The organism is Pseudoalteromonas undina, from assembly GCF_000238275.3.
Taxonomy (GTDB): domain Bacteria; phylum Pseudomonadota; class Gammaproteobacteria; order Enterobacterales; family Alteromonadaceae; genus Pseudoalteromonas; species Pseudoalteromonas undina.
On sequence record NZ_AHCF03000003.1, the window covers coordinates 391148 to 406407 of the forward strand.

Consider the following 15260-nt stretch of genomic DNA (forward strand, 5'->3'; position numbering starts at 1 on the left):
CTTAACAACTTGAAATAAGTGGGCTAACCTTTGTTAGCCCTAATATAGTCACACAGCTTAAGCTGGTGGCGTTTAGCACCTGACTTTACGAGATACTTCATGAGCAAAGACATTCACGATTCACGAATCCTCATTTTAGATTTTGGTTCACAATACACGCAGTTAATTGCCCGTCGCGTACGCGAAATTGGTGTTTACTGTGAGCTTTGGGCTTGGGATGTAACCGAAGAGCAAATTCGCGAGTTTAACCCACAAGGTATTATCCTTTCAGGTGGCCCAGAATCAACTACGCTTGAAAACAGCCCGCGTGCTCCTGAGTATGTATTTAATGCAGGCGTCCCCGTACTTGGTATTTGTTACGGTATGCAAACTATGGCAACGCAGCTTGGCGGCCGTGTACATAGCTCAGATAAAAAAGAATTTGGTTACGCACAAGTTGAAAAAGTGGGTAACTGTGCATTATTTGATGCCATTGAAGATCATATTACTGATGGCGGCAATGGTGTACTAGATGTGTGGATGAGCCACGGCGATAAAGTAATGGAAATTCCAGATACTTTTAAAACTACTGCTAAAACATCTACTTGTCCACATGCGGCAATGTCTAACGAAGAAAAACGTTTTTACGGCGTACAATTTCACCCAGAAGTAACACACACACATCAAGGTCAACGTTTACTAGAGCGTTTTGCTATTGATATTTGTGGTTGTGAAAAATTATGGACGCCGGCAAAAATCATTGATGACGCCATTGAGCGTATCAAAGAAACAGTAGGCGACGACGAAGTTATTTTAGGCTTATCAGGCGGTGTAGATTCATCGGTTGTAGCTATGCTTATTCACCGTGCTATTGGTGAACGACTAACCTGTGTATTTGTTGATAACGGGCTACTTCGTTTAAACGAAGGCCAGCAAGTTATGGATATGTTTGGCAATAAGTTTGGCTTAAACATTGTTAAAGTAGATGCCGAAGATCAATTTTTAAATGACTTAGCAGGTAAATCAGACCCAGAAGATAAGCGTAAAGCCATTGGCCACACGTTTATTAATGTATTTGATGAGCAAGCTAAAAAGCTTAAAAACGCAAAATGGTTAGGCCAAGGTACAATTTACCCTGACGTAATCGAATCAGCGGCCTCAGCGACTGGTAAAGCACACGTAATTAAATCGCACCATAATGTGGGCGGCTTACCAGATGATATGCAAATGGGCTTAGTAGAGCCATTACGTGAGTTATTTAAAGATGAAGTACGTAAAATTGGTTTAGAGCTAGGTTTACCGTACGACATGCTTTACCGTCACCCATTCCCAGGGCCAGGTTTAGGTGTGCGTGTACTTGGCGAAATCAAAAAAGAGTACTGTGATTTACTTCGCCGCGCTGATGCTATTTTCATTGAAGAGCTTCACAAAGCAGAGCTTTACCATAAAGTAAGCCAAGCGTTTACTGTATTCTTACCGGTTAAGTCGGTAGGGGTTATGGGTGATGCACGTAAGTATGATTGGGTTGTTTCACTTCGTTGTGTAGAAACCATTGACTTTATGACTGCGCGTTGGTCACATTTACCGTATGAGTTCTTAGGTGTGGTTTCAAACCGTATCATTAACGAAATCGATGGTATCTCACGTGTTGTTTATGATATTTCAGGTAAACCACCTGCAACTATCGAGTGGGAATAATCCTCCCGTTACTGTAATTTCGTAATAACTAACGGCGAATTAGCATGCTAATTCGCCGTTTTGTTTATTTAAAAAGCAAACAAACCAAAAAGTTGATTTTTTACTTTACCTTTGTCAAAAGGTCTTTATAATTCATCGTCATTGCAGGGGCGTAGTTCCAATTGGTAGAACAGCGGTCTCCAAAACCGACGGTTGGGAGTTCGAATCTCTCCGCCCCTGCCATTTCTTCTTTACATCGTTTTGATTACTTCCTATATTATTCATCTTACTAATCCATCGAGTTGTTATGCATTCACGTTACGCATCTGTTTTTGGTATAGAAAAGCTTGAACTTAATCAACACTTTCGCCCAGCTCAAGCTGAGTTGTCAGCGACTTCATCGTTAATACTCTGTGATACATTAAAAGATGATATTGAGCGTGCCTTTGCGCCTGTAACAATAAACTCAATTGTTAAATCATCAACCATTGAGTTTAGTGAGCAACAATTAGGCCTGCCTGATTCTAACCTAACCTGTGCGCAAAAACGTGCGTTATGGGCTTTAATGAGTGAACACCTTGATACACTTTAAGTCGGTTACCGATGAGAATATCAATGAGCTGATGGCCATTGAAAATGCCTGTCATACACACCCTTGGACGTTAAAAACAATGCAGTCGTGTTTGCAGGGGCGCTATTTTAATTTAGCTGCGTTCAAAGACGAGCAAATGATAGGCTTTTACATTGGTGAAAAAGCAGGGCCCGATTTTACCTTAATGGATATTTGTGTCGCCCCGAGCTTTCAGGGACAAGGATTTGCTAAGCAGTTATTAACGCAGTTTATAGCGTACGGCGAGCAACACAGTGCCGAAAACTTATTTTTAGAAGTGAGAGAGTCTAATACGCGGGCGATTGCTTTGTATGAGCGTGCGGGCTTTATTGAAATGTCAGTACGTAAAAATTATTACCCCAGCGATGCGCCAAATAAAAACGGCTTTGAAGATGCGATTTTAATGGGCATGGCACTGGGTTTAAATTTTTAATGATTACTTATTAGCGATGGCTTGTTCTATTGCTGTAATGAGTTCTAAAACGCGTTTTTCTCTTTGAGTCATATCATTGCCTTTTAAACTTTGCTCAAGCGCTGAGGCGCTTTGGTAAATTTCATCAAAGTTAAAACAACCAGCGCTGCCTTTAATACTATGGGCAAGGGCGCGTAATGTCTCACAGTCACGGCTGTTATATAGTGCTTTTATCTGTTGTAAATAATCAGGTAAACTTGCTAAATAATTAGCATTTATTTGCTGAAACTTTTCACTCTTCAATAAGCTATCCCACTTGTTTTGGTTATCACGTTCAAGGTGTAAATAGCTGACTAATACATTTTCTAGTGCGTCTTTATCAATGGGTTTACCCAGCGCTTTATCACAGCCTGCTTCAAGGTAAGTATCAATATCATGATTCATCACATTCGCGGTCAGAGCGATAATTGGGCCATCATAGGCCGCATCTCTGAGCATTTTAGTTGCTTCTAACCCACCCATAACCGGCATTTGCATATCCATGATTATAAGCTGGTAGTCGTTTACCAACGCCATTTCTACAGCTTGTGCACCATTGTTGGCTATATCGGGCTCTAATCCCCATGTTTGTAATAGCAATTTAATCAGTAACTGATTATCGGGGTTATCTTCTGCTACCAAAATATGTGCATCAAAGCTGTTGCTTGCAAAAGATAGCTGCGGATCCTTTTCTGGTGTTAGTTGAGAATGCTCGGTTAATAATAAATTGCCGCCAAGGCTATTATGCAAATGGCAATCTATATCGATGGTAAAGCAACTACCCACACCCACCTCACTGGTTACACTTACATCACCACCTAGTAACTGAGCTAAGTTTTTTGAAATACACAGCCCTAATCCCGTACCACCAAACCGACGTGTCGTTGTAGCATCGGCTTGCTCAAATGGCGTAAATAATCGTTTTATTTGGTTTGACGACATACCAATGCCAGTATCTTCTATAACAAAGGTAAGCGTTTTTGGTGCTTGGTATTTAGCGGTTATTGTAACCTGACCTTGCTCAGTGAATTTAACCGCATTACTGGCAATATTAATCAGTATTTGTTTTAAGCGAGTAATATCACTATTAATGGTATGCGGTAGCGGAAGTGCATAATTAATTGTAAATGACAGCTGCTTCTCTTGTGCTAGAGGTTTAATGATTGATTCAACATCATGAATAAGTTGTACAACATTTAACGGCGTTTGCTCAACCGCGAGTTTTTCGGCTTCAATTTTTGAAAGATCGAGAATGTTATTAATAAGCTCTAACAAATGTTTTGAGTTACGTAGAATAGTGCCTAAATGATGTTTGTCATTGGTTGGTTTTTCGCTATGCAGTAGTTGCTCTGTAAATCCCATAATGGCTGTAAGCGGAGTGCGAATTTCATGACTCATATTGGCTAAAAAGCGGCTTTTAAGCTGGTTTGCTTGTTCTGCTTGGGCGATGGCGGTTTCAAGCTTACTGTTCATCGACTCAAGCGCCTTAGTCCGACTTTCTACTTTGTCTTCTAAGTGATGCTTATATTCTTCTAGTTGCTGTTGATAATGCTTAATTTGGTTAATCATGTGATTAAAGTCGTTAAACAGTATTCCTACTTCATCCGTAGTATATGCAGGGAGTGTAACAGAGAGGTCGCCATCACCAACGCGATGACTTGCTTCACCTAATAATTCTATTGGGTTAAGCAGTAAATTACGCACCACAATAAAAATTAAGATTGGTAGGGTGATCACAGAAATAATTACAATTAGCCCAGTGATCACACTAATTGCTTTGCCTGACTGATACAATACTGCTTTTGGAATGGTCGACACATAATAGTAGCCGCCACTCATTTGGGCTGCAAAAATCAGTCGCTCTATTTTATCCACACTTGAAAGTTCAATGGTTGATAAGCTGCCTATATCCGCTAAATCGTTAATTTTATTTAGTTCATACTCGCTGACATAGTGGCCACGCATTTTATAATCGGAGCTAAATAAAATTTTACCATCGTTGGCCAGTAACAAATTTAAGGTGTTGTTATAAGGCGCTTCTAAAATGCTGGTGTTTAAAATAGAAGGGTCGACTTTAAGAATAATAAAGCCTAATTGTTGTGGGCGTTTTAAATAATAGTCGACGCTATATATGCGCTGCACAAAGTATAAGTTAGTGGTGCCATCTTCTTTTTGCACCATAAACTGCTGCTGGCTTAAATTACTTTGTTTAACTTGATCAAAAAATGGGTAGGATTTGGGCGCTACGGTTAAATTACTGGAATAATAGGCGTCACTTTTACCTGTATTTGAGACTAAGTTAATACTAATAATGTCAGGGTAGGCTTCACTGTAACTGGCAAATACGTCCATTAACGCGCCAAGGCGATAGGTATAGCTGGCGTCTTCAAATAAATTTTTAGCTAAAAAGTCACTTAGTACCGGTGAAGCAGAGAGTAACTTAGCCGTTGCATGAAAAGAATCGATATAGTTGAATACTTTTTGCTGTTGTTGTTCTACAAAGCGACTCATGATCAAGTCGGCCTGCTTTTGCGTAGAGTTGGTCACATTAGTGAGCGTAAAGCCCCCTAAAAATAACAATGGCAGTATAACCAGTGGAGTTATATACCATAATAATCGAATACTTAGCTTACTGGTTTTCATTACCCAACATCAAATCCTCCATGTAATCGACCAATAATATGATTTACAGCCCTATTACTCAAGCTTGGTGTTAAGTTAGTGGGCAATTTATAGCGTTATTGTTAATAATCGCTGAAAACACCAAACTTAAAAAAGATCCGTTAATAACCAACCATTGATTGTTTATAAAGCCAAGATCAGCGAAAATAGTCTTTAATTACGATTAACTTAACGGATAGCGTCACAAGAGCTAATTTGGGTTCTTGTTGGGGTATGTTGAGCTTTAGAGGTTAGCTTATTTTTAGCCTTGAAAGCTCAGCATACTAAAATACAAATACATCCGTATATCAACTAAAAGAACCTTTTTAATGGCAGACCAAAATCTCCTTAGCGAAATTAATAAACGCCGTACCTTTGCGATCATCTCGCATCCGGATGCGGGTAAAACCACTATCACTGAAAAAGTATTGTTGTTCGGACAAGCAATTCAAAAAGCTGGAACGGTAAAAGGCCGTGGCTCTAATCAGCATGCTAAGTCTGATTGGATGGAAATGGAAAAAGAGCGTGGTATATCTGTTACTACCTCTGTAATGCAATTTCCTTATAACAATGCGTTAGTTAATTTACTTGATACCCCAGGACACGAAGACTTCTCTGAAGATACATACCGAACTTTAACCGCGGTAGATTCGTGTTTAATGGTAATTGATGCTGCTAAAGGTGTAGAAGAGCGTACCCGTAAGCTAATGGAAGTAACACGCCTGCGTACCACGCCTATTGTTACCTTTATGAATAAATGTGACCGTGATATTCGTGACCCAATGGAACTACTTGACGAAGTAGAAACAGAGCTAAATATTGCCTGTGCACCTGTTACTTGGCCAATTGGCTGTGGTAAAGAGTTTAAAGGTGTTTATCATATCCATAACGAAGAGACCATCTTATATAAAACAGGTCAAGGTCACACTATTCAAGAAGTACGCAGTATTAAAGGGCTCGATAACCCTGAGCTTGACCAAGCCATTGGTGATGAACTTGCAGCGCAGTTACGCGATGAACTAGAGCTAGTTATTGGTGCATCACACGAATTTGATTTAGATCTATTCTTAGCGGGTGAGTTATCGCCTGTGTATTTTGGTACCGCACTTGGTAACTTTGGTGTAGATCATGTCTTAGATGGGTTAACTCAGTGGGCGCCAACCCCATTACCACGTGAGACAGAAGACCGCCAAGTTGTAGCCACAGAAGAAAACTTCACTGGATTTGTATTTAAAATTCAGGCCAACATGGATCCAAAACACCGTGACCGTATTGCTTTTATGCGTATTGTGTCGGGTAAATATAGCCAAGGCATGAAAATGAATCATGTGCGTATCGGTAAACAAGTCAGTATTTCTGATGCGGTAACCTTTATGGCGGGCGATCGTGAGCGTGCGGCTGATGCTTACGCTGGTGATATTATTGGTTTACATAACCACGGTACGATTCAAATTGGTGATACCTTTACCCAAGGCGAAAAAATTAAGTTTAGCGGTATTCCAAACTTTGCCCCTGAATTGTTCCGCCGTATTCGTCTGCGCGATCCATTAAAACAAAAACAGTTATTAAAAGGATTGGTACAGCTTTCAGAAGAGGGCGCAGTACAAGTATTCAGACCATTAATTAATAATGACTTAATTGTAGGTGCGGTAGGTGTGTTGCAGTTTGACGTGGTTGTAGCGCGTTTAAAAGCTGAATATAACGTTGATGCAATTTACGAAAGCGTTAATGTAAATACAGCCCGCTGGGTTAGCTGTGATGATGTTAAAAAGTTTGAAGAGTTTAAGCGTAAGTGCGAAAGCAACTTAGCACTCGATGGTGGCGATAATTTAACTTATATCGCACCGAGTCGTGTAAATCTTAACTTGTCGACTGAGCGTTACCCTGAAGTGACATTTAACCACACGCGTGAGAACTAACACTTAGCCACTAGAATTAACACAAAGCCTGCTTTGGCGGGCTTATAAAGGTAAATAATATAATGAATATTCGTACTATTTTAGTAGAAAAAGCCATTGCCGCTATGACCGCTGCAGGCTTGCCAGAAGATACTAACCCAGCGGTTACGCAAAGCACACGTCCACAGTTTGGTGATTACCAAATTAATGGCGCGATGGGCGCAGCTAAAAAAATGAAAAGTAATCCGCGTGAATTGGCGCAAAAAATTATTGATCAGTTAGATGTAAGCGACATTGCCGAAAAAACGGAAATTGCTGGCCCTGGTTTTATTAATATTCACTTAAAGCCAGAGTTTTTAGCACAAAGCGTACAAGCCGCTAATAACCACGCAAAACTTGCAGTAAATGAGCACGCCAAACCACAAAAAGTAGTGGTTGATTACTCATCGCCGAACCTTGCAAAAGAAATGCACGTAGGTCATTTACGCTCAACTATTATTGGTGATGCGGTAGTACGCGCACTTGAATTTAGAGGCGATACCGTTGTTCGTCAAAATCACATGGGTGATTGGGGCACACAGTTTGGTATGTTGATTGCGCATTTAGAAGATCAAATTAACCAAGGTGTTGACTTAGATACTGTTGCGCTTGCTGACTTAGAAACTTTTTACCGCGATGCTAAAAAGCGTTTTGATGACGAAGAAGGTTTTGCCGATAAAGCACGTAACTACGTAGTTAAACTGCAAAGTGGCGACGCTCACTGTGAAAAACTGTGGAAGCTATTTATTGCCACTTCAGTGAAACACTCAGAGGAAGTATATAAGCGTTTAAACGTAACCCTTACGCCTGCCGATATTATGGCTGAAAGTGCTTATAACAGTGAACTTAACGATATTATTAGCCTGTTAAAAGATAAAAATATTGCAGTAGAGTCGCAAGGCGCACAGGTGGTATTTTTAGATGAGCTGGCAAATAAAGACGGTGAGCCTTCAGCGTTTATCGTGCAAAAATCAGGTGGCGGCTTCTTATATGCAACCACAGATTTAGCCGCGTGTGATTACCGTTCAAACAAACTAGGCGCTGAGCGTATTTTAATATTTGTTGATGCGCGCCAAAGTCTGCACTTTAATCAAGTGGAACTTACTGCGCGTAAAGCTGGTTTGTTACGTGATGAAACCAGTTACGAGTTTTGCCCATTTGGCACCATGATGGGCGCTGATGGTAAACCATTTAAAACCCGTACAGGCGGTACGGTAAAATTAGCTGATTTACTTGAAGAGTCAATTACTCGCGCAGCAGCTAAACTCGCTGAGCGTGAATCAGATTTATCTGACGAAGATCGTAGTGAAATTGCCCGTAAAGTAGGTATTGGCGCGGTTAAATACGCTGACCTTTCTAAACACCGTACCAGCGATTACATATTCAACTGGGACAGCATGCTAAGTTTTGAAGGTGCAACAGCCCCTTACTTACAATATGCGTATACGCGTGTTCGCAGTATTTTCCGTAAGTCAGGTGTTGATGCTGCAAGCTTAAAGGCTGATGTGAGCATTATTGAGCCGCAAGAGAAAACGCTCGCGCTTAAATTATTGCAGTTAGAAGAAGTTCTTGATCTGATGATCAATGAAGCCACACCGCACGTATTATGTGGTTACTTATACGAACTAGCTAGCCTATATATGACATTCTACGAAGCTTGCCCAGTACTTAAAGAGGGCGTAGAGCCAAGTGTTCGTGATAGCCGTTTAGTATTGTGTAATTTAGTGGCAGATACGCTGAAAACAGGGTTAGATCTACTAGGTATCGAAGTCATGGAGCAAATGTAATCACCGTCGTATTTTAATCTAATACTGCGTTGTCCACTCGACTGACCCTAATCACATACAACTACGTATGCTCATAGGGATAAGTCGAGTGTCCGCCTTATCTTAGACTAAACTACTTAGGTGAACGTCTGCTGCGTGTAGTTCGCTTTAGCTGCGTTGGTAAAATTATTTAGCCTAAGTCACATACAAAAGTAACAAGGTACTAGGAAGAAATAGGCTTTAGGCACTAGGAAAAGTGTGACACGTATTACAGAGCGCTTATAAACTTTTGACGAACCTAGAACCTAGAACCTAGAACCTAGAACCTAGAACCTAGAACCTAGAACCTAGAACCTAGAACGAACCTAAGAACCTAGAACCTAGAACCTAGAACCTAGAACCTAGAACCTAGAACCTAGAACCTAGAACCTAGAACCTAGAACCTAGAACCTAGAACCTAGAACCTAGAACCTAGAACCTAGAACCTAGAGGGAATTTTATGAAACTCGAAGATATTCGTCGTGAATACCTGCAAGATGCGCTTAGTGAAGACAACTTGCTTGATGATCCGTTTAAGCAGTTTGAAACTTGGCTAGAGCATGCTGTTGGTAGTAACTTGCCTGATCCTACAGCTATGGTGGTCGCTACGGTCGATGAAACCGGTCAGCCTTCACAGCGTATTGTATTGTTAAAACATTTAGATGATAACGGGTTTGTATTTTTTACTAATACCGGCTCACGTAAAGCGCAAGAACTAAGAAGCAATAACAAAATATCGCTGCACTTTCCGTGGCACCACATGGAGCGCCAAGTGATTGTATACGGCGAGGCAAAACCATTACCTACATCGGCAGTCGCTAAATACTTTTTATCTCGCCCTAAAGAAAGTCAATTAGCCGCATGGGCGTCGCAACAAAGCCGTCCAGTTTCATCGCGCAAGGTGCTAATGGAGACCTTTGCCAACATGAAAAACAAATTCGCTAAAGGCGAAATTCCGCTCCCTGATTTTTGGGGCGGGTATTGTGTTGTGCCGCAAAAAATCGAGTTTTGGCAAGGCGGAGCGCATCGCCTGCATGATCGCTTTATGTATCAGCGTCAAGCCGACAATAGCTGGCAAATAACCCGCTTAAACCCTTAGTTGGCTGCTAGCTTTGCAATTTATAGACTCGCACTGTCATCTCGATTTTAGTGAGTTTGATACAAATCGCGAATCGCTTATTAATGCCTGTGTAGCAAAGGGCATTAATCAATTTATTGTGCCAGGTATTAGCTTGGCGCAATCTCAAAAATTACTCGAGTTTAAAGCAACCTACCCACAAATTAGAATAGCTGCAGGGCTACATCCTTACTTTTTAGCGCAACATCAGCAATCGCATTTAGAATCACTGTATAACTTTGCTAAAACAAACAAAACTCAGCTAGTGGCTATTGGGGAATGCGGGCTAGATCGCAGTATCGAAAATCTTGAAAAACAAACCTTTCTGTTTGAGCAACAAATAGCGCTTGCTAATGAGCTTGAGTTACCGCTGATTGTGCATCACAGACAAAGCCATGATTTAATAGCGCAATCGTTTAAGCGTTGTAAGCCTAAGAATGGCGGTGTGATCCATGCTTTTTCAGGCTCAATACAACAAGCACAGTACTACATAAAAATGGGCTTTAAGCTTGGAGTGGGTGGGGTTATCACCTATGAGCGGGCTGCTAAAACTCGTGCGGTTGTAGCAAAGCTTGAGTCACAGCATTTAGTGCTTGAGACTGATTCACCTTCAATGCCGCTAAATGGTTATCAGGGAGAAATAAATACCCCATTGCATATTCCTAACGTGTTTGATGCGCTCTATGCTTTAAAGCCAAATAGCGATAAATATCGATTAGCTGAGCAGCTTTATGATTCGTGCTCTGACGTTTTTTGTATATAACGATTTACTTGCCAGCGTTTTAACCCTCGGCCTAATTGCCAAGTAAAAATACAAGCAATCACTAGCATAAGTAATACTTGGCGGCCTAAATCGTGAAAATGGTTATGGCTTGAAGATACCGCAGCACGCGTTAAATAGGTAATAGATACAAAGCCAATAGGGCGATTGTCGTCAGAAATAACTTGTTCAACAAACGGTGTTTTTAATTTACTAATGCCTGGTGATGAGTCTGGTAATAAACCATATACATGATGTGATTGCCAGTTATCGCTGCTTGCAAGCACTACACCTTGTTTATCATAAATGGTGGCTGAAAGAACAAACTCATCTTTACTGATATTGTTGCATAAGGTGGTGAGCTGCGATTTGTTTTTTTCTATTAGCGGTTTTTTGGCATTCAGTGCCATAAACTGAGTGAGTGACTTGGCTGCACTATTGGCACTATCGTAAAGTAGTTGATGGCTTTGGTGGCTACTGTTTATTCCTACCCAGCTTAATAATACAAAGCAACCCGCGGCCAATAACAAACGAATTAAACGCTTTTTTTGCGAGGCTGTAAGTGGATTTTTAAGATGGTTATTTTTCATAGTCACCGTATATGCTGCTGACAGCATTTTGATTTGATGTTACAACTACACTATAACCCTAAATCCCCCCTGATGGCGAATTTTGTATCTCATATCCTTATTATCAATGAGCTAAATGTCAGGAAATATAAACGGAGATCCCATGTCGAACGCGAACATGGCACAGCAAAGCGCTGAGCTATTATCATCATCACTTATTCTTAATAAATGGTTTAGCTACCAACAAGGTGTTTTTACACCACTAAATACAACACCAAACAGAAACCAAGGGTTATTTAGTATTGCCTTTGGCCGTGATTTTAATATTCAGCATATCAATAGCATTATTGAGTTTTTTGCGTCTCACCAGCAAAAAGTAACGGCTATTTGTCAATATCAGCCAGATTTAGGGTTATCTCCGGCATTATGTTTTTATATAGAAAATGCAGAGCGCGCAATAAACCCACTTGAACTTCAAACTTTTGCAAATACCTTGGCGTGTCAGTTAGTGCAAGTAACTAGCCCCCCAGATTTACAAAAACCAGGATTATTGGTAATGGATATGGATTCAACGGCCATTACTATTGAGTGTATTGATGAAATTGCACGCTTAGCGAATGTATACGACGAGGTTGCCAACGTAACCGCGCAGGCAATGGCAGGTAAGCTTGATTTTAGCGAAAGCTTACACCAGCGTGTTGCCAAGCTCGAAGGCATTGAAAAGAGCTTAATTGATGAGCTTAAAAGTGCACTGCCTTTAATGCCAGGTATTAAAGCGTTATGCCAAATTTTAAAACACCACGATTGGTATTTAGCGATTGCATCGGGCGGCTTTGTGCCGTTTGCTGAGCGAGTGCAGGAGCTGATTAATTTAGATGAAGTGCATGCTAATGTGCTGGAATTTAAAGACAATAAACTAACTGGTAAAGTGTTAGGTGGGATTGTTGATGCTGAGCAAAAAGCGGTTGTTTTAAACGCGCTACAACAAAAGCTGGGGCTTGAAAAATGCCAAACAGTTGCCATAGGCGATGGTGCAAACGATTTAAAAATGATGGCTCAAGCTGGCTTAGGCGTTGCTGTACATGGTAAACCAAAAGTAGTTGAGCAAGCCCAAGCAGCTATTTGCCAAGGCTCGTTATTACAACTGTTATATATGCTGGCGGTTCCGCTAAACCCATCACAGGTTTAACGTAAACGATTTAACCAGATTAGCTTTCGTCTAGACATTTGCTCAACCTGTTGTTGGTTGAGCGCTAAATGCTCAAGTGCTTCATCACTTACATCAATAATGTCGCCCACACCTGATACAGACCATAATGCATCCTCTAAGTCTTTGGCCTTGTGAATTGCGTATTGGCTAACGTATTTTAGCTCGTTTGCTAAGTAGTCAGTATCGAGTCGACCAGTGCGAGAAATATATAAACGCATTATAAAAACCAGCTCAGATTTAAGCCCTTTACTTACTTGCTGTTTAAACTCGCTACAGTCAGTACCTAAAACACATTGGCTGGTAATGGCATCGGCTATATTTTCTTTTTTAGGATCAAAGTTAATTACTAAACTAAACTCTAGCGGCGGATCTTGACGGGTGCGATCTTTAATATTAGGGGTGATCACATCAATAATATGCGCTTTAGTAATAATATTTGATAAGTCTGTTTTAGCATTCAACAAGGCAAAATTTTGTAAAATAACATGCAGTGGGCTTGGATATAAACCAAATCCCATGGCGCCAATTTCAAAATGCGCCATTGATTTATGTAAATAAATCGGAAACTGGCAAAGCGTTTTTGTTACCATATTTCTAAGTGCTGTAGAAAGGCCTGGTACTTTAGGTGACTCTTCAGCAACTTTTAATTTCTGTTTATTACTATTGATTAAAAGGGTAAAAAAATCGACCCCAGTATGAGATGAGCCTTTATCTGCATGCGCTTTCAAATTAATCGTAGTCAGCGATTTGCTCACTGCCATGACTTCATATTGAATAAGATTTAATGAATAGTTCTTGGTAATTTTTTGCAAATCAGGAAATGATAACGAAACAATATCGCCTTTTTTAAAGTCCACTTCTTGATTGCACTCTAGCTGTAAGCCAAATATTGAAAAATCACGGGTATACCCATGCAATACCGCATCACGAGTATTAATCACTACATTAGTTTTGTATAAATAGCGTTTATTAGAGCGAAGATTTACATACTCTAGAGGTACGGTGTTGAGCTCCGGTGGAGATGCATGTTTACTGTGGCCAAAATATTTTAATTTATTGGCTAAGGCTTTATCAAATTCATATTGTTGATAATGCTGTTGCTCATGCTCATTACCAACTTGGGTAAGTAGCATTAAATATTTTACGTCTTTTATCGCGCCTTCAACACGTGGTGAAGGTGGTTTATTCAGTTTCTCAATATCTTTACCTAAAGAGTTAGGTAAAGATAAAGGAATATAAGCATCTTCAGTATGACTCGGCATTAGTTGTAATTTAAAGCAACGCCAACTGTCTCTTCGGCTACCAAAACCAAAAAATAACGCTTTTAATTGTGTTTGTTGTTCAAGCTCAGAACGAGTTGCTGAGTAGTAATAAATTTTTCCTGCAGAGACATGGGTAAAGGTATACAAATATTCTTCTTTTACTGCCACAGGTTTTAGCGCTAAGGTACGAATACGCTTATGATTTAACACATTGTAAAGACATGATTTTTTGCGTTCATCTGTAAAGTAACGCTGAATAAATAAACTGTTCTCAGTGGTTAAGCTCAGGCTAGGATAATAAACGCCGTTTTGCTGGCTAATAAAAACATATAAAGAATTAACCCTAGGAATATAATATTGTTCATACCCTTTAGAAACAACCGCATCCAGGGTGTTATCTAAATTCACTTTATAACGGCGTTTATTACCATGAATAAAGCTTTCTAAAAAACGATCAAACGCGCTGTTATTTTCTTCAAATGTACGCTTTAAGCGGATATGATTAAATTCTTCAGAGGTGTTTTCTATCGCAACGACTTCATATTTAACGCCACTTTTTAGGCCAAGCTGAAAATCTTGCTCTAAGCCTACTAAATGCATATTTATAAGCTGACCTTTTTTTAAGTTATAGCGCGACGCCAACTTAATTTTACAACCACTGAGTGAAATATCAGAGGTACTCGCATCGATTTTTGCTTGCCCGTCATACTCAATAGTAATTTTAATTGAGTAATTCATCCGCTCTTCACTGCGATTTTCATAAACTGCAAATTTAATAACGTTGGTGGTCAGTTCATGTTGTGGTTTAGCTTCTACTTTTTTTGGTGTAATTGATTGCTGTTGTAATACGCGATAATTATTTTCGGTATTCATTACCGCTTCGTATACTGCAAGGGTGTAATCTTTATGTTGTTTTATGGCCGCTTCGAATACTTCAATAGCGGTGTCATCCATAAAGTGTTGCTTGCCCTTGTATTCATATGGTTTTACTTGGCCAGTAACTAAACCACGAAGATCAATAAAGCGGTCTATCGGCTGAGATAAACGCGACATTTCCATTTTTATTAAAAACTGCTCGGGTTTAGTTAACTCGGCAGTTTTTGACTTGAAAATGAGATCAAACTTAGCATTTCCCAAATACTGTTTTAATTCATTTACAAGCGCTTCATGCTTAAGCAATACGTCATCAGCCATTTATAAATCATCACCGTCTAATTTAAAA

The 15260-nt window shown here is 40.0% G+C and carries 11 protein-coding genes and 1 tRNA gene; 9 read left to right on the plus strand and 3 right to left on the minus strand.

Annotated features, from left to right (window positions below; genetic code table 11):
• Nucleotides 1-99 precede the first annotated feature (99 nt).
• From guaA to rimI, 4 genes are all read left to right on the plus strand, one after another.
• Complete coding sequence (gene guaA, locus PUND_RS05400) at nt 100-1677, plus strand: glutamine-hydrolyzing GMP synthase (RefSeq protein ID WP_010387703.1); 1578 nt, start codon at nt 100-102, stop codon at nt 1675-1677.
• 145 nt (nt 1678-1822) lie between these two features.
• Nucleotides 1823-1899: transfer RNA gene (locus tag PUND_RS05405), tRNA-Trp, on the plus strand.
• Nucleotides 1900-1963: 64 nt separating this feature from the next.
• Complete coding sequence (locus tag PUND_RS05410; protein ID WP_010387704.1) at nt 1964-2248, plus strand: hypothetical protein; 285 nt, start codon at nt 1964-1966, stop codon at nt 2246-2248.
• Entirely contained in the window at nt 2235-2699 is a 465-nt protein-coding gene (gene rimI / locus PUND_RS05415) for a ribosomal protein S18-alanine N-acetyltransferase (RefSeq protein WP_010387705.1), read from the plus strand. Before PUND_RS05410 ends, rimI begins: the two co-directional genes overlap by 14 nt.
• A gap of 3 nt (nt 2700-2702) precedes the next feature.
• Here the strand turns inward: rimI and PUND_RS05420 are convergent, their stop codons facing one another.
• On the minus strand, nt 2703-5360 hold the full coding sequence (locus PUND_RS05420; protein ID WP_010387706.1) for an ATP-binding protein: 2658 nt from the start codon (nt 5358-5360) through the stop codon (nt 2703-2705).
• A 347-nt stretch (nt 5361-5707) separates the two neighbouring features.
• Here PUND_RS05420 and prfC point away from each other — a divergent pair, with 347 nt between their 5' ends.
• The 4 genes from prfC (at nt 5708) to PUND_RS05440 (ending at nt 11000) form a co-directional block, all read left to right on the plus strand.
• Nucleotides 5708-7297 carry a peptide chain release factor 3 gene (prfC, locus tag PUND_RS05425; protein WP_010387708.1) on the plus strand — a complete coding sequence of 530 codons (1590 nt, stop codon included), beginning with the start codon at nt 5708-5710 and terminating at the stop codon, nt 7295-7297.
• Between the two features lie 62 nt (nt 7298-7359).
• Nucleotides 7360-9102: an arginine--tRNA ligase gene (argS, locus tag PUND_RS05430; protein ID WP_010387709.1), complete on the plus strand. Its 1743-nt coding sequence runs from the start codon at nt 7360-7362 to the stop codon at nt 9100-9102.
• 478 nt (nt 9103-9580) lie between these two features.
• Nucleotides 9581-10219: a pyridoxamine 5'-phosphate oxidase gene (pdxH, locus tag PUND_RS05435; protein WP_010387710.1), complete on the plus strand. Its 639-nt coding sequence runs from the start codon at nt 9581-9583 to the stop codon at nt 10217-10219.
• Nucleotides 10220-10232: 13 nt separating this feature from the next.
• Nucleotides 10233-11000: a TatD family hydrolase gene (locus PUND_RS05440; RefSeq protein WP_010387712.1), complete on the plus strand. Its 768-nt coding sequence runs from the start codon at nt 10233-10235 to the stop codon at nt 10998-11000.
• Here PUND_RS05440 and PUND_RS05445 read toward each other — a convergent pair.
• Entirely contained in the window at nt 10967-11587 is a 621-nt protein-coding gene (locus tag PUND_RS05445; RefSeq protein WP_021033158.1) for an AhpA/YtjB family protein, read from the minus strand. The genes PUND_RS05440 and PUND_RS05445 overlap by 34 nt on opposite strands.
• Nucleotides 11588-11729: 142 nt before the next feature.
• Between PUND_RS05445 and serB the strand changes: the two genes are divergently transcribed.
• On the plus strand, nt 11730-12755 hold the full coding sequence (serB, locus tag PUND_RS05450) for a phosphoserine phosphatase SerB (RefSeq protein ID WP_041709674.1): 1026 nt from the start codon (nt 11730-11732) through the stop codon (nt 12753-12755).
• Here serB and PUND_RS05455 read toward each other — a convergent pair.
• A complete protein-coding gene (locus PUND_RS05455; RefSeq protein WP_010387715.1) occupies nt 12752-15232 on the minus strand; it encodes a PilZ domain-containing protein in 2481 nt (826 codons plus the stop codon). The two genes, serB and PUND_RS05455, sit on opposite strands and share 4 nt — an antisense overlap.
• Nucleotides 15233-15260 lie beyond the last annotated feature (28 nt).